The 14,188-nt window shown below is 41.6% G+C and carries 18 protein-coding genes; 3 read left to right on the forward strand and 15 right to left on the reverse strand.

Annotated features, from left to right (window positions below; all coding sequences use genetic code 11):
* Nucleotides 1–12: 12 nt before the first annotated feature.
* The 10 genes from ACJHVI_RS03925 to ACJHVI_RS03970 form a co-directional block, all read right to left on the reverse strand.
* Complete coding sequence (locus ACJHVI_RS03925) at nt 13–369, reverse strand: hypothetical protein (protein ID WP_483183319.1); 357 nt, start codon at nt 367–369, stop codon at nt 13–15.
* Nucleotides 370–380: 11 nt separating this feature from the next.
* The gene (locus ACJHVI_RS03930; RefSeq protein ID WP_483183320.1) at nt 381–1,406 is read right to left on the reverse strand and encodes a TrbG/VirB9 family P-type conjugative transfer protein; all 1,026 of its coding nucleotides are present in this window, start codon (nt 1,404–1,406) and stop codon (nt 381–383) included.
* Nucleotides 1,403–2,119 carry a VirB8 family type IV secretion system protein gene (locus ACJHVI_RS03935; RefSeq protein WP_483183321.1) on the reverse strand — a complete coding sequence of 239 codons (717 nt, stop codon included), beginning with the start codon at nt 2,117–2,119 and terminating at the stop codon, nt 1,403–1,405. Before ACJHVI_RS03935 ends, ACJHVI_RS03930 begins: the two co-directional genes overlap by 4 nt.
* A 197-nt stretch (nt 2,120–2,316) precedes the next feature.
* Entirely contained in the window at nt 2,317–3,363 is a 1,047-nt protein-coding gene (locus ACJHVI_RS03940; protein ID WP_483183323.1) for a type IV secretion system protein, read from the reverse strand.
* A gap of 20 nt (nt 3,364–3,383) precedes the next feature.
* The gene (locus tag ACJHVI_RS03945) at nt 3,384–4,112 is read right to left on the reverse strand and encodes a type IV secretion system protein (protein ID WP_483183324.1); all 729 of its coding nucleotides are present in this window, start codon (nt 4,110–4,112) and stop codon (nt 3,384–3,386) included.
* 19 nt (nt 4,113–4,131) lie between these two features.
* On the reverse strand, nt 4,132–6,513 hold the full coding sequence (locus tag ACJHVI_RS03950; RefSeq protein ID WP_483183325.1) for a VirB4 family type IV secretion/conjugal transfer ATPase: 2,382 nt from the start codon (nt 6,511–6,513) through the stop codon (nt 4,132–4,134).
* A gap of 1 nt (nt 6,514) precedes the next feature.
* A complete protein-coding gene (locus ACJHVI_RS03955) occupies nt 6,515–6,853 on the reverse strand; it encodes a VirB3 family type IV secretion system protein (protein ID WP_483183326.1) in 339 nt (112 codons plus the stop codon).
* Nucleotides 6,853–7,203, reverse strand: coding sequence for a TrbC/VirB2 family protein (locus ACJHVI_RS03960; protein WP_483183327.1), 351 nt, complete (start codon nt 7,201–7,203; stop codon nt 6,853–6,855). Before ACJHVI_RS03960 ends, ACJHVI_RS03955 begins: the two co-directional genes overlap by 1 nt.
* A 9-nt stretch (nt 7,204–7,212) precedes the next feature.
* Complete coding sequence (locus tag ACJHVI_RS03965) at nt 7,213–7,794, reverse strand: lytic transglycosylase domain-containing protein (protein WP_483183328.1); 582 nt, start codon at nt 7,792–7,794, stop codon at nt 7,213–7,215.
* Nucleotides 7,787–8,035: a Cro/CI family transcriptional regulator gene (locus ACJHVI_RS03970; protein WP_483183363.1), complete on the reverse strand. Its 249-nt coding sequence runs from the start codon at nt 8,033–8,035 to the stop codon at nt 7,787–7,789. Before ACJHVI_RS03970 ends, ACJHVI_RS03965 begins: the two co-directional genes overlap by 8 nt.
* Nucleotides 8,036–8,197: 162 nt before the next feature.
* On the opposite strand from ACJHVI_RS03970, the gene ACJHVI_RS03975 reads away from it, so the two are divergent.
* A complete protein-coding gene (locus tag ACJHVI_RS03975) occupies nt 8,198–8,860 on the forward strand; it encodes a LexA family protein (RefSeq protein ID WP_483183329.1) in 663 nt (220 codons plus the stop codon).
* Between the two features lie 165 nt (nt 8,861–9,025).
* On the opposite strand, the gene ACJHVI_RS03980 is transcribed toward ACJHVI_RS03975, so the two are convergent.
* From ACJHVI_RS03980 to topA, 3 genes are all read right to left on the reverse strand, one after another.
* Nucleotides 9,026–10,156 (reverse strand): hypothetical protein, encoded by a 1,131-nt coding sequence (locus tag ACJHVI_RS03980; RefSeq protein ID WP_483183330.1) that lies wholly within the window; start codon nt 10,154–10,156, stop codon nt 9,026–9,028.
* Between the two features lie 86 nt (nt 10,157–10,242).
* A complete protein-coding gene (locus ACJHVI_RS03985; RefSeq protein WP_483183331.1) occupies nt 10,243–10,587 on the reverse strand; it encodes a hypothetical protein in 345 nt (114 codons plus the stop codon).
* Nucleotides 10,588–10,624: 37 nt separating this feature from the next.
* Nucleotides 10,625–12,655 carry a type I DNA topoisomerase gene (topA, locus tag ACJHVI_RS03990; RefSeq protein WP_483183332.1) on the reverse strand — a complete coding sequence of 677 codons (2,031 nt, stop codon included), beginning with the start codon at nt 12,653–12,655 and terminating at the stop codon, nt 10,625–10,627.
* Nucleotides 12,656–12,780: 125 nt separating this feature from the next.
* On the opposite strand from topA, the gene ACJHVI_RS03995 reads away from it, so the two are divergent.
* On the forward strand, nt 12,781–13,113 hold the full coding sequence (locus ACJHVI_RS03995) for a helix-turn-helix transcriptional regulator (protein ID WP_483183333.1): 333 nt from the start codon (nt 12,781–12,783) through the stop codon (nt 13,111–13,113).
* Between the two features lie 49 nt (nt 13,114–13,162).
* Nucleotides 13,163–13,369 (forward strand): hypothetical protein, encoded by a 207-nt coding sequence (locus tag ACJHVI_RS04000; RefSeq protein ID WP_483183334.1) that lies wholly within the window; start codon nt 13,163–13,165, stop codon nt 13,367–13,369.
* 108 nt (nt 13,370–13,477) lie between these two features.
* Here ACJHVI_RS04000 and ACJHVI_RS04005 read toward each other — a convergent pair whose 3' ends face one another.
* Both ACJHVI_RS04005 and ACJHVI_RS04010 read right to left on the reverse strand, forming a co-directional pair.
* Entirely contained in the window at nt 13,478–13,801 is a 324-nt protein-coding gene (locus ACJHVI_RS04005) for a HigA family addiction module antitoxin (RefSeq protein ID WP_483183335.1), read from the reverse strand.
* Nucleotides 13,802–13,810: 9 nt separating this feature from the next.
* Nucleotides 13,811–14,155 (reverse strand): type II toxin-antitoxin system RelE/ParE family toxin, encoded by a 345-nt coding sequence (locus ACJHVI_RS04010; RefSeq protein WP_483183336.1) that lies wholly within the window; start codon nt 14,153–14,155, stop codon nt 13,811–13,813.
* Nucleotides 14,156–14,188: the final 33 nt, after the last annotated feature.

Consider the following 14,188-nt stretch of genomic DNA (forward strand, 5'->3'; position numbering starts at 1 on the left):
GGTGTCGGCGGGTTATGAAAGATCGTTGGTGAGGCTGTTAGGGTTATTGGGATTGAAAAGCAGTGCTTCTAATCGCTGTATGTCTTGCTCTAGGAATTCACACGCTTGCCAATAGGCTTTTTTGCCCTCGAGAATTTTTTGCCGCTGACTGTCCTCATCAAACTGCGCAAAGTCTTTGTAGTTCTCAGGGTTGTATTCGCTGTCTTCCCACGCCGTGCTGATGGCATCGTTTAGCTCGGCTAAGGCGTGATGGGCATCGTCCCAGCGGTCATAATCGGTAATGCAGTCCATGCCTGCTTTTTGGCGTGCAGCTACATAGCGTTGGTGCTGTTCTGCGGTTAAGATGGTTTCAGCTTGTTCGTGTTCCATACGACTCTCCGTTATTGCAGTGTAGGTTCTGCGGTGATGGTGATGATTTCAGGGGTGAATTTGCTGGCAGGCGCTGTTTCGAGTGCTGGTTCGTCTACAGCGGTTTCTTCTGATGCAGGTATGGTTGCTGGCTGTGTTGGTGTAGGCACGAGCGATAATCTGCGTCCCAATAGATTTTGATTCGGCATAGGCGCGCCATAGACGGTTGGCGCGGTGTCGGCAACGGTGCGTACGGTGCCGTCAACGCTGGTTTTTTTGTCATTTTCGATACGGCCGCCTTGGGTATTGCGCCGGATTTCCACCGCCTCATCACCCAAGCGGATAATGAGGTTTTGATACACGCCGTGTACGACTAACAAGCCGTTTTTTTCTGTGTGCTGATTGATGAGATGGCTTTTGCGGTTATGGTCTAGTTCATACACTACGCCGCGCTTTGTGCCGGGCTTAAACGCAATGTAGGTGAGTGTGCCGTTATCCCACATACGATGTGGAATGAGGTCACCGGCATAGACGCTTGCGCGGTAGTCATAATTAGCGTGCAGATAACCGCTTTGCGGGCTGATGTCACGGTTACGCAAGATACTGTCGGCTTTGGCTTGTTCGGCTTTGCTTTTCTCTGCTTGGGCTTTGGCGGCCAGTGCTGCTTTGCTTTTATTGTCCCGATAGGTCATGCGCATCGAATACACCGCGCGGCTGGTATTGGGATCGTTTTTCCAGTCGTTGTTGCCGCTAATGACGGTGAAGAGATAATCGCGTTTGTTGGTATGGACGATTAAATTCGTTTCCGGCTGTTCATCTTTGGCTTTGAAAACAAGAATATGGTCGCGTACGACTTGACTTTCCCAAGCACTAGAAAACCCGAAAGTGCTGTATTCAATCGTTTCATCATCTTCAAAGATGATTTCTGTCGCGATACCTGCGGCTGTGACAATCGCAGGAATTTTGTCGCGGTTGTACTGCACGTATTGAATGCCTTGTGCCGATACCGCTTGAGCAAGTGCCGCCACTAAAGCCAGTATCAAGCTGCGGCGAATCATGGCGTATCTCCCTGCGCGCTGCTTTGTGTGATTTGCGCTTGGTCTGGATCATAACGATAAGAGGTCACAGTAAAGCCAAAGGGATTCATATTTCTTGCGCGCTCGTCCATGGCAAGATCTGCGTCATAACCAAAGGTCATGGTGACTGTGCCGGTTGACTGCGACAGCACTTGATCGCTGCTGCGGATGGTCTTTTCCACCCGTGCCTGCATAGTCACACCGCCACTATCACTGTCTTTAAATGGCGTCGGTACATGAGACGGCGTCATGGATAAGACAGTTATATCCAGCACTTTGTCACGCCCTAATTGCTTCTCAATTGAAACAGGCGGTTGGAATTTTTGCGTGTAGGCTTTGAATACTTGTGGGTCGGAATACAGCTGTATGGTCGCATACGCCTCGCGGATGGCGTAAAAGTTGTAGCTGTCATGGGCAATAATGTAGCGCTGTGTGAAGTATTTGTTCAGCGCCTCATTTGCGGTAACGTCTTTGACGTTACCCGTCTCAAATGACGATAAAGCAGTGATTTCTGAAGGCAGGCCGGTGTTTTTATCGACAACAAGCACTTTCACATCCGTCATTTTAAGGGGCAGCATTTTGACAATCGCGCCGGTTAGTCCTAAACAAACCAATGCTAATACGCCGGTCATTGCCCATGCCGCTTTTTTAGCTTTGATATTTTCTTCGTCTAATCTTTGTTCAAAATACTTCATTTGCCGATACTCCCTTCGTAAATACGCTGCGCTTCAGTCTTTGAAAAGTTTTCTGGGTTAATCGGATTCCATACAGCTTTGTTATCAGGAAAAGATTCGTTTTCGTATGATTTAACGGATGAGCAGGCGGAGGTTAGTAACATTAAAATGATTAAAACTATTTTCATATAAAATTCCAATATTAGATTAATTAAAAGTCATGCTTTTACAATTTCTGCTGGATTTGGATTTGGTTTTGGCTTTTCAGGTTTATTAGATTTTCGTCTTCTTCGATTTTCATGATGTTCTTTAACTCTAGAGTTTGCTTTACCTATTGAACCATATCCCAAAGCAGCGAATAATGCATTAGTGCCATCTGTTATATTTCCAGCGCTGAACCAACTACTAGCTAAATCACCAATTCTAGCAATTACTTTTGCCATAAAAAAACAAGCAAAAAAACTTTTAGCTGTGCTTTCCCAAGTTAAAATTGAGGTGCGAGTTGGATCAAAGAAAAATGACTGTGTAATATTTAGCATAAAACCCCAAACCATAAAAACAGCTACAAATGTAAATAAGTATCCTAGAGTTGATGCAAACCATGACCAAAACCAATTTCTTGTTACAGTAAAAGCAGAAAATAATAAAAAAATTGGTGCAGCAGCTAAAGATACAAAAGCAAATATTCTGCTAGTTAATACAGTCATAAATGATATTATTCCCATATACAACGCTCCTGCACTAATTATCATTAACTTTAAAATTATACCAATAGTTGTTAGCCAGCCTTTTACATCTATAGCATCATAAATACTGCTGAAGAATGATTTTATTTTTCCCCAAGCACCTTTCTCAGAGCTTTTTTCATCGGGTGATGTTGCTGTTGTCATCCCTTCCACAACATCATCCAATAACTTACCTACTTTTGCAAAGACACCTGTATTTTCTGCCCCAGATATTTCTTCAGCAAGCTCTATTGTAGGATTAATCAGAAATGATTTAGATAAATCTGTAAATTCTGAAGCAGAGATAGAAATGAAAAAGAAAATAACAAATTTAATTAAAAAATCTTTTAATATTTCTAAAAATGGCTCTTGAGTATACCCCATCATGATGTTGTGGGATTTAAAAACAAACCATACACTTGTAAATGAAATTGCTAAGATGCTTGCGCCTCCAGCAAATGTAGCAGATAGATTTAGAATATTATCAATACTTGAAAAAATATTTTTCTCAATTTCTTGAAAAAAATCTATCATGCTCATAATTGCTACCTATTGTTTATTTAATTTAATATGTTTTTATAATTTTCAATTTCTAATTCACTGGAAGAATCTTTATTTTTTTTCAATTCTTCCCATTCTTGTGATGCGTATGTTTGCTGAGCTTTTTTTGAAATAATTTTTTTCTGCGCTTTTTGCAACAGTTCAAAATTATCTGATTGCTGTTTGAGTATCGCAATAGCATTGGCTTCTAGCGCAATGTTTGCTTGCAGTTCCTGCATGGATTTAGCATCATTGGCGCTTTGCGCGCGCTGTGATAACTCTTGCACTTTTTGCAGGCGGTTTTGCAATTCTGTATTGAGCTTTTCCGCGTAAGCCTCTTTGATAATGCCTTCATATTCCGCGGTGCAGAGTGCTTTATCAGCGCCCTTTGGGCAGTCAATTGTTTTGCCAAAATAGTCTTGTACGCGCTGCGCAATGTTTGCGGTGTTGCCTTTCATTAGGTCATCAAAACTTGATAGCATGTCATCACTGATTCCGCCGTTTTTGAGAACATCAATAAAGCCTTTTTTGCCGGTAATCGCTTGGTATTGCTGTTTCATCTGCTGCAGCTGTTTTTGTGCTTCGGTCAACTGCTTCACCATTTGCGTAATAGTTTGTATTTGATTTTGAGCAGATTGTGCAATGGATGCGCCATCAACAACGGGGATGCCGCTAGCATTTGCATGTAATGCTGCCAATGCAATTGCAATGCTGATTGTGAGTGTTTTAACTGCTGTTTTGAGTTTCATGAGCGTTTCCTTTTAGGTTTTAGAGGGTTTTAACTTGTTCGTAGTACGCTGGAAGCCAATTTTCAGGAGATTCTCCGTATTCGCGGATAAGACGCTGGGCAAGCCTTGCACGGTCTTCAGAGCCGCTCATGACTTCAACGGCTTTAATGCCACGTAAATTCAGCTTGCAGTGCGTGGTTTCGCCTTGATAGCGGATTAAGAACTCGCGTGATGTCACCCCCATATTTTTGATAATGGAAAATTCACTTTCATCTAGTCCCAGCTGTCCCAAATAGTCTTCCCGTTTGGCTTTCGGGTTCGGTAAGAAGATTTGTGTGGTGATTTGTTCAATCATGGCTTTGGGAACATTGGCAAAAAAATCACTCGGTGATTGCGAAGTCAAAATGAGCAAACCATTTTCTTTACGAATTGTGCGTTCTTTGTCTTCAATGTACTGCCGGAATTTTTCGTCTTGCAGCGGTTTCCAGGCTTCATCAAGGCTGATGATGATGGGTCGGCCATCAATGAGTTTTTGAATTCGGTGAAACAGATACATGAGAATCGGCGTACGCACTATTGGCATATCCAAAAACTGCGTGTAATCCACGCCGATAATGTGGCTATTAAGCTCAAAGTTATCGATTGGGTTGTTGAATACCCATGCATACCGCCCTTCTGTCCACGGTTTCAGCCGCTGGCGGATACTGTTATCTCCATCGGGCAGGTAGTTGGCAAATGCTTCGATATCGGCGATTTCTTTCGGGCTGGAGAGCGTTTTGATGACCGCATCGGCAATCATGTTTTTTTCGCTTGCTGTCGGCATGCCCATGCCGTCCATTTCTAAAATTGTGCCGATCAGCTCATTTAAAAATGCTTGATTGCTTTCTGTATTGGCGAGATGAAAAGGATTAAAGCCAGTCGGTTCACCAAGTTTAATTTCTGCGCATTGTCCGCCCATGGCTTTGACGAATACATAAGATCCAAGATCTTTGTCAAAAATGATGGTTGTTGGCGGTGTCTCATAACGCTGAGCTTGCGCCAGCAAAAATGACAGCAGTACTGTTTTACCAGCACCTGTTTGCCCGGTGATCATAGTGTTGCCGGGCAATCGGTCTCCGGTGTTATTGCTGTTAATATCTGATTTGTGGAAGTTGAAGTAGAAAATGTCGTCACTGGCGGTACGCAGCATACTGACTGCTGCTCCCCACGGGTTGCCAGAGGCTTTGCCGCGTGACTGAATCTGATAGGGCATCAGCTGTGCGGCATTGAGTGATGATAGCTTTGCTGTCCGTGGTTGCAGGTGTATATTGCCCGGCAATTGGCAAAAATAGCTGTGCAGTTTAGCCGCGCTGTTGGCTGATGCAGTAAAGCCGCAGTCGGCAATTAATGCTGTAGCCGTTGCAATTTTTCTCTTCAAACTATCTGGCTTATCATCAATCAGCATGATTGACCAGTAGTAATCACCCAGCAGGAAATTATCTGCGCGTACGCCCTCGCGTGCGTCAAGTAAGTCTTGTAAGTCTTGCTCTGAGCCGCTGTCCATGTTTTCTAGACGTTTATATTCGCGCCCGAGCCACTCGCTGGCTGTTGTTTTGTTGATTGGTACAAAGGTTTGGCTCACGATCATGCGCCAAGGTAACTCTAAGACCCGCTGGATTTGCCCTGTTAGCGTGCTGTCAGGATATTCAGATAGCGTTAAGATTGCGCAGTAATAAAACTTTCCATGCCCGGTATCAACGCGGATAATTTCATTTTTTCCCAAAGTCAGGGTTGACGTTGCAAGATATTCGCTAATCTGCGCACGCATAATAGGTACGCGAGTTGTATGTAAATTGATGATTTTGCTATAAAACTCTAGCGGTTCTGAAAACGTTACATGAGGATTATCAGGATATTCATAAGCTGTCAGGACTTCAGGTTTATATTCTGCAAAGCTGCCCAAGACTTTATTTTTCAGGTTTGCCAAAGCTTCGATGGCATTTTTTTGGTATTCAGCGATTTCTCGCTTGGTTGTTTTGATGGTTGCCATACCGCCGACCCGTTTGTATGGGCGGTAAATCAAGCTGAGATAGTATTCTGTTGTGATGATCGGCGCACCATGTATCACTTTGTTTTCGTAATCGTTATTCAGCTCAGCTAAAAAGCTATGTTCAGCATAACTGTTCGGCAGATAAGCATTGCCGTCAAAATGTAAGCAGTGGCTTTGTATATAGACATTTTCACGGTCGGGTGCGCGCAGCTGAGCAATCAATTTATTGATCTGCAACACGCGGTTATCGATTTCATCTTGTGAGATGCCTACATACGGCACACCGCGTAGAAGAAAAGTCATTACATACGATCCGCCTTGTAATTTGATGATTTCAGGGCTGATATGGCTGCTGTATGGGATTAATTTATTTGCACCGTAAGTTTCAGCCATTTTATTCTCCCAACAGCTCGTGTTTGCGCAAATTGTGCGGCGGCACGATAGTCAAGTCATGCAAGCGATTACACCGTAACCAGCCAAATCGTTCCTTAAGTTCCAGCATCAGCATGTTCAGATGCTGATCATCACGTTTTGTGATTTGCCGCATCACAGGAACTCCTGCGAAGATCGGGACAAGCAGCAGTGCCGAGAAATATCCCAGCACGTCATAAAGCATAAAAAAGGCAAGAAATGATGGTGCTGAAACTAGCAGCAATGCATTGACCGGGATGCCAAAAAACATCACCGGTTTTGTCGCCCCGCGGAATAGCGGGGCTTCAAACTTGGCACTCATCACGGGATTAGCTTCAAAAGTTCAGGTGCCGCGATTAAAATAGCTGCACCAATAAAAAATGGAACAAGATCCTGTAATCGCTTATTACCAATCCAAATCATAATGACGCTCCAACCGATAACAGCAATCCCAATTCCGCGGGTCAAGTATTTGAGACCAGTGCCAATTGAATCAACAACCTGCCCAGTTTGTTGCGCCCATGCTTGCGCCGCGGCCGGCTGAACTGCTAACAAACTTAATATGCCAAAGATCGTTGCGAGTTTTGCCTTTCGGCTAAAGCGAAAGTGTGTGTTGCTTTTATCAATACCAGCCTTAAGTTCAGCTGTGGTATGTTGATTTTCTGTGGTCATAGATACCTCTTAGTGTGTTATGGATAAATTGGCACTTAAACGCCGCTGTTTAAGTGATAGCGGTTGAACTTGGCTTGCAGCTGTTACAGTTGCAGCTGCAGGTTTTGATGATTTTCTCGGGATGATTTTTATTGGCTGTAAAGAGGCATAAGACGCAACACTTGTTGATGTGAGCAATCGTTTTTTTAGATTCTTTAAAACCTTTTGAACATAGCCATGCTTGAATCCGGTGACCGGATTACCGCTGTAGTAGCAGCTATATGCCTTCTTCCAATCTTGATGCTTGTCATAGCAAGCTTTAAGAATTTTTGAGCCGGCAAGGAGATTCTCACAACGTGAAAATAGCTTGTCTTTGCTGAGATAACGCCCGAAATTGACTTTGTTGACTTGAGCTAGTCCTACGCTGTAGTTATGCCCATCGGATTGGAGTTGGGTAATGACTTCCAGCGCTTCGGCTTCAGATGACGGCTGGCGCGACAAATAATGCCCCACAACACCAATGGCATATGGATTTGATGAGCTTTCTGTACGCACGATAGCGCTCATGTGGGCAGGCGGGACAGTAATTTGACAACCTAAAAGCTCAAACATTTCTATCTTCTAGAGAGGTTCTAGTGTTGAGATGTGCGATGATTTCGGGAGTATAAATATCAGGGCGGACGTGGTAAGGCTTAACTTCTTTGTTTGTCGCTAGCCAAAGACCAATAACACGATTAGCCGGCACATGATTTGATTGCTTCCATTTTGAAATTGCAGCAGGCGTTACGCCTAGCTCTTTAGCAAGCCTAGCCGCCTCGCCGTGATGTTTTTTCAGATACTGACATAGTTTCATAATAAAATACACTATCTATCTATCTTATAAAGCATAAAATATATTTTTAGTGTATTTTACAAATAGGGCGTTTTTTTTTCAACCTTCTTTATATTTTTTCAGGCACTTCGTAAACCAAATGTGCGAAAATGTTCGCTATTGTTACTTAACCAAGATAGAAACATGAATAAAATTTTAGAAAATTATGTGCCGAATAAAGAAATTTTCGTGAAGTCGCTTGAAAAAGCTTTTGCAAAAATAGGGTTGCAAGAGCATGGCAGAGGCTTACAAATTGCAAAGTTACTTGATGTGTCTCCCCAAGCTGTCAGTAAATGGTTTTCTTTAGACTATGCGAACTACCCTAAAACTGAAATTTTGATTGAAATTGCCAAAATAACGAATACATCTTTGGATGAGCTGATGCTTGGACATTCAGATGAGACAAAAAAAATAGTGGCGATGATGCCATGCCTAAATACAGAAAATTTGACAATATATTTATGCGAAAACAAGTTACCAGAGGATATTAATTTTTTAGCTGCGCTGTATGACATTGAAAATGGTTTTCTGTTAAAAAACCCAGATGAAAGTATGCTGAATGCAGCCTCCCAACCTAGCTTTGCTAAAGATATACTGCTTGCTTTTGAAAAAGATGCAAAGCCAAAAACTGGAGATTTTGTATTAGTGCAATTAAATACAAATGCTACCAACACTAATTTTTTATTTAGAAAATATATTGTTGAAGGTGATGCAGCCTATTTAGTTCCCCTAAATACTACTTACAAAAGCTACAACGGCAATTATAAAATAATTGCCGTATTGAGATATACAATAAACAGAATATAAAAATATTTTATTTATTGTAGAGTCTTTAGCTAAATATTTAGCCGAACAACCCTGCGCTAACTAGAAGCACAATATAAGTTGCTACGAATATTGAAAAGATAGTCTGCGAAATGGCGACAGAATTCTAGTTTTATTTAATAAATAATAAGCAAATGTCAGATAAAACTATTTTGTTATATTTTGCAATGGTTCAGCAAAGTCGCTTATTTTATTATAAACTTTATAATCACCGTCGCTTATCTTTTCAGCGGCTATTTCTTTAATAATACGGCAGGGGGTATCAAATTTAATATTACCTTTCTCCTGTAGATTTTTTGCAGACTGTAAGGATTGATAACATTTGTTATACTCTGCTATCAATGTTTCGTCATTAGAAGCTAAATATTCCCGTATAGCTTCTTTAACTTCTCGATTAGCACTAGAGTAAAATGAACATAAACTAAATGTTTTACTAGAACCGCAATACTCTTTTTCTTTTGCTGCCAAATTTTCTTTCATAGGAGAGTAATTTTGAACAACATCTCCTGTTAGAAGGACTTTTTTATACTCAGAAATTTTTTCGACATTCTTAAATTTAAGCGTGTCAGGAATGGCTGAACAGTCTAAATTAGTTTGATCAACTCCTAAAAAACCAATCTGACAGTTTTGAGGCTTTGGTAGTTGATGAAGCTCTTCAAAAGTCATTGCTTTTAGCTCTTCAATCCGCTTGTTAAGTGCAGTTTCTCGTTGCTGCTTCCAATAGTTGGTTAGGATTTTATCCTCCTCTTCATTGCATTCTTTACTGTACTCTCTACACGGACTTTCTTTATATTTTTTATTTAACTCCGACCAATCAAGTGAGCTATATACTTTTTCTAACTTATAACGATTTTCTAATGAGTCCTTACCTTTTTCTAGCTCTGCTATTGACTCTTTAATAACATTCTGCCAAACATCAGAATAATTTAGTTGTGCAGATTTTAAATTATTTATTTCAATAGCCCGTTTTGCAATAACGGCTTGCTGGCAAGTCTTATCACTTTCTAACTTGCTAAACTCTTTAATACTGGCTGCGATTGCATTAGTAATTTTTACGAGTTCCTCATCACTTTTAATCCTGATATTAAATAATTTAGTCAAGTTTAAATTTTCATCTAACCCATTATTTTTAGCGATATTTTCCACTTTAAGCTGGCATGAATCTAGGGCAGATTTTAGTTCATCTGGATGTTCATAATAATATTTTGCATCTTTTTCTCCACAACCAACTAATAAAATAGTAGCAGTAAGGATGATAGCTAAGTTAAGTTTATTCATGAATTTTCCAATTATAGAGTGCCGTTAAACTAGAGAGTAGTTGTGCACTATTATTTTAAATAACAATATATTGAATTAATTTAAATTTAGCACTTGCCAGCTTTTTTCAATAAAGCATTACAAACTGGTTTAGTGTGTTTATTTGATGAGCTATTAATTTCATTACAAACAGCATCAGAAGAAATCGCTCCCATTACAGTTGTAATATAACATTGATACTGTTTTCCTTTAGCCGTAACGTCAAACTTAATGGCGTCAGCTTCAGACGGTCTGCGGTTAGAGAGGACAATATTCTCAGTAGTCGTTCCTAGGGTAAATGCTGCTTTTTCTTTAAGAGTATTATCAGAGATGACTTTATTTCCTACTACAGAACAGCCCGAAAGAATGGTGATGCTTGACAAGCAGATAGCATAAAAAGTTTTTTTTGCCATGTTGTTTTCCTTGATGGATTAATTAATTTATTACATCTTATTTAGGTTTTCCCTCATTGTCAAACGTTGTGTATGTACAGCCGTTTTTGTACTCGCTACACCCCCACCAGAAAGTATTTTTCTTCTTCTTGCTAGGGTAGCGTTGTAGATAGCCCTTACCGCACTTAGGACAGGGATAGTCTGTATTTATTGATTGCTTAGTCTGCTGTTCCCCAGGTTTGCCGTTGTCATCAGGCCGCGTGCATTTGCAACCTGCTTGGTAATTTGAGCAACCCCAAAAGTGACCATTTTTGCCTTTGAGTTTTCTGAGTTCTCCCGTCCCACAGTCAGGACAAGGGTAGGTTTTGTCATTGCCGTAAGGCGTGATTGATGCGGTGGCAAATTGTGCGAGTTCTGTATCAAGCTCGTTATCGTATTGTCGTACGACATCAATATAGGTCGCGCGTCCTTGCGCAACGGCATCCAGTTGAGACTCCATGTCCGCTGTATATGCCGTGTCCATAATGGCAAATCTGCCATCCAGTGCAGATTCAACCGCTTTGCCTAGCTCAGTCGGCTTAAATAGCCGTTTCTCCAGCACGGCATATTCTCGCTTTAGCTGTGTTTCGATGATGTTTGCATAAGTTGCTGGTCTGCCAATACCGTGTTTTTCCAAGGCTTTGACAAGCGAGGTTTCTGAGTATCTTCTCGGCGGTCTGGTTTCTAAGTCAGAGAGATTGACGGCTTCAGGCTTGTACTGCTGTTGTTCCTGTAGCTGCGGTAATAATGATGATGTTTCATCGCCATCTTCATCGGTGTAATCATCTGCCATGATTTGCCAGCCTTTATAAAGGCATTCGCTGCCGCTGGCACTGAAGATAGCAGGCGCTGTTTGAGGATTGGGTACGTTTTCCAGATTGACGGCTTGTGTCGTTTGCAGCGTGGCGGTGCGCACTTTATAGACAGCATCTGCCATTTGACTGGCAATGGCTACGCGCCGTATGAGTGCATAGAGCTGTTTGGCATGCTCATCACTAATCGGAGCGTCTTTGACCGCAAAATCCGTTGGCCTTATCGCTTCATGCGCTTCTTGTGCATCGTCTTTTGCTTTCCATTTGTTCGGTTTGGACGCGATATGCGCCGATTGCCCAACGGATGCTAAAAAATCATGTAATGAGGCAATTGCCTCATCGGATAAGTTGGGATTATCCGTACGCATATAAGTGATTAGCCCAGCTTCAAAAAGTGTTTGCGCTGCTTTCATGGTATCGCCAACGCTCATTTTGAGTTTATTAGCGGCGGCTTGCTGTAAAGTAGAGGTGATCAGCGGCGCTTGCGGTTTACGCTTTTTCTCTTGCTCTTGGTAGTCAGTAACGATTAAACCCAAGTCAGCAGCATCAACAACTTTCTGCGCTTCGCTGCGGTCAGTAATGTAGGGATTGTCTTCGGTGATAAAGTCATCCTTTTTCCACGTTGCCTGCCAAGTTATGTGGTCTGTTTCAAATTGACACGATACGCCAAAATGCTTTGTTGCTACGAACCGCTGAATTTCCTGCTCGCGCTCAACAATCAGCTTAAGTACAACGGATTGCACGCGTCCTGCAGATACGCCTTTTTCGCACAGCTTGGACGAGAGCATGGGAGAGATTTTATAGCCGTATAGGCGGTCAAGTACCCGTCTGCCTTGCTGTGCCATGACTAAATTCATATCAATGTCACGCGGATTTGCTATCGCTTTTTTCACAGCTGATTCAGTGATTTCGTTGAACGTCACGCGTTTAACCGTTTTACCACGTCCGAGTAATTCGTACAAATGCCATGCAATGGCCTCTCCCTCGCGGTCAGGGTCAGTGGCTAGCCAGATTTCAGATGCCTCTTTTGCCAGCGCTTTGAGTTTAGCAACCTGTTTTTGACTGCGTTCACCGACTTCATAAATGGGGGCATAATCGGGGGCAGATACGCCTATTTCATGCACCGGTAGGTCACGGATATGACCAAAACTGGCTTCTACTTGCCAGCCTTCACCAAGGTAGTGTGCGATTTTCTTGGTTTTTGATGGAGACTCAACAATTAATAGTTTGTTTTTCAAGATATTTTCCTATTTTCTTGTCAACTAAGGCGAGAGAATAGTAACATAAAAATATACTTTTGGTTGATTAATTAGGCAAAATAAATGAAAATAAGTTGATGTTGTTTGCTTATCAAGGAGTCTTTATGTCGATAAATTTACTAAAAATCAGTAGCGTATCAAAAAAATTGGATTGTAGCCGCAACACAATACGCAAGATGATAAGAGATGGGCTATTTCCTGAGGGTATTGGTGAAGGCAAAGATAGAAGATGGCTAGAGCCAGAAGTGGACTTTTACATCGCAAGGTATTTCAATCTTGAGCATTCTTATTTTCAAAAATCAAGTGAGCTTCTAGACCTCAATCAAAAAATAAAAATTGAAAAAATGGTTAATAAAAACAGAGAAATAAATGCATGTTGCATGCAAAAACAGCTCGAAAAAATAAATAGCGGATTGAATAAGCGGGAGAAAAAATAAAAGAATTGTTCACGGCGCATTTGCCGTGATTTGTAACAAGGAGAATATTATGAATAACATTACAATTACATTCGGAGCTGACAAGTCAAACTATGAATATATTAGCCAGATAGAAAGAAGTTTGTTAGAGACTCTGCAAATTGCATTAGAGAATCCTGATACCCCATTAGATCCTTTAGCCGCAGCAGATATTGTTGATTTTTGCCAAAAATTACATCGTCTGCTAGATAACGAATTTAAAGTCATTAATTCATAAATAGAAAGCACCTGTTGGAGCAGGTGCTTCTGAAATCCAGTAACTTTTGGAGAGTTAGTTATGGAAAAATTCAATTGTGCATATTATCGCTTATATAGAAGCGATAAATCAAGCCATTTCCTGCATTCGCGTACTTGGGGTAATACGAGCAACCGCTTCAGCCTCTTGAACTTCTGCAACTTTGGCATCATAGGCAGCTTGCCAGCGCAACCAGTATTCAGTGGAAGTGCCGAAGTATTTTGCCAAGCGTGCAGCGGTTCTTGGAGTGATAGAGCGCTTTTCACGCACAATTTCATTGATATTTGGTGCTGGCAAGTGCAAAGCCAATGCCAGCGCACTAGCACTCAACCCCAACGGAATCATAAAATCTTCACGCAAATGCTCACCTGGGTGGATAGGCGGCAAACCGTTGTTTCCTCTTGGATAACTCATAAAATACTCCTAGTGATAATCAACAATTTCAACATCATAAGCCTGATCCCCCTCCCAATAAAAACAAATCCGATACTGGTCGTTGATGCGGATACTGTACTGTCCTTTACGGTTACCTTTCAGCAAATTATCTGCGCGTACGCCCTCGCGTGCGCGGATACTGTACTGTCCTTTACGGTTACCTTTCAGCACCTCCAGCCGATTGCTTGGTGGTACGCGCAATTCATCAATGCTTTTAGCCAGCTCCAACGCATTGAGCTTACGCAAAGCAACAGGGGCAATGTGAGCGAGCTTAATACTGCTCTTTTCATTGAACAATCTTTTTGTTTCTTTATCGTTAAAACTGGCAATCATAAGGTTCTCACAGGTGATAACGACAACAATACA

The organism is Suttonella sp. (assembly GCF_056855035.1).

Bases quoted from the DNA above. Each gene is read 5' to 3' on its own strand.
- ACJHVI_RS03925 (WP_483183319.1), bottom strand. From the start codon at position 369: ATGGAACACGAACAAGCTGAAACCATCTTAACCGCAGAACAGCACCAA.
- ACJHVI_RS03930 (WP_483183320.1), bottom strand. From the start codon at position 1,406: ATGATTCGCCGCAGCTTGATACTGGCTTTAGTGGCGGCACTTGCTCAA.
- ACJHVI_RS03935 (WP_483183321.1), bottom strand. From the start codon at position 2,119: ATGAAGTATTTTGAACAAAGATTAGACGAAGAAAATATCAAAGCTAAA.
- ACJHVI_RS03940 (WP_483183323.1), bottom strand. From the start codon at position 3,363: ATGAGCATGATAGATTTTTTTCAAGAAATTGAGAAAAATATTTTTTCA.
- ACJHVI_RS03945 (WP_483183324.1), bottom strand. From the start codon at position 4,112: ATGAAACTCAAAACAGCAGTTAAAACACTCACAATCAGCATTGCAATT.
- ACJHVI_RS03950 (WP_483183325.1), bottom strand. From the start codon at position 6,513: ATGGCTGAAACTTACGGTGCAAATAAATTAATCCCATACAGCAGCCAT.
- ACJHVI_RS03955 (WP_483183326.1), bottom strand. From the start codon at position 6,853: ATGAGTGCCAAGTTTGAAGCCCCGCTATTCCGCGGGGCGACAAAACCG.
- ACJHVI_RS03960 (WP_483183327.1), bottom strand. From the start codon at position 7,203: ATGACCACAGAAAATCAACATACCACAGCTGAACTTAAGGCTGGTATT.
- ACJHVI_RS03965 (WP_483183328.1), bottom strand. From the start codon at position 7,794: ATGTTTGAGCTTTTAGGTTGTCAAATTACTGTCCCGCCTGCCCACATG.
- ACJHVI_RS03970 (WP_483183363.1), bottom strand. From the start codon at position 8,035: ATGAAACTATGTCAGTATCTGAAAAAACATCACGGCGAGGCGGCTAGG.
- ACJHVI_RS03975 (WP_483183329.1), top strand. From the start codon at position 8,198: ATGAATAAAATTTTAGAAAATTATGTGCCGAATAAAGAAATTTTCGTG.
- ACJHVI_RS03980 (WP_483183330.1), bottom strand. From the start codon at position 10,156: ATGAATAAACTTAACTTAGCTATCATCCTTACTGCTACTATTTTATTA.
- ACJHVI_RS03985 (WP_483183331.1), bottom strand. From the start codon at position 10,587: ATGGCAAAAAAAACTTTTTATGCTATCTGCTTGTCAAGCATCACCATT.
- ACJHVI_RS03995 (WP_483183333.1), top strand. From the start codon at position 12,781: ATGTCGATAAATTTACTAAAAATCAGTAGCGTATCAAAAAAATTGGAT.
- ACJHVI_RS04000 (WP_483183334.1), top strand. From the start codon at position 13,163: ATGAATAACATTACAATTACATTCGGAGCTGACAAGTCAAACTATGAA.
- ACJHVI_RS04005 (WP_483183335.1), bottom strand. From the start codon at position 13,801: ATGAGTTATCCAAGAGGAAACAACGGTTTGCCGCCTATCCACCCAGGT.
- ACJHVI_RS04010 (WP_483183336.1), bottom strand. From the start codon at position 14,155: ATGATTGCCAGTTTTAACGATAAAGAAACAAAAAGATTGTTCAATGAA.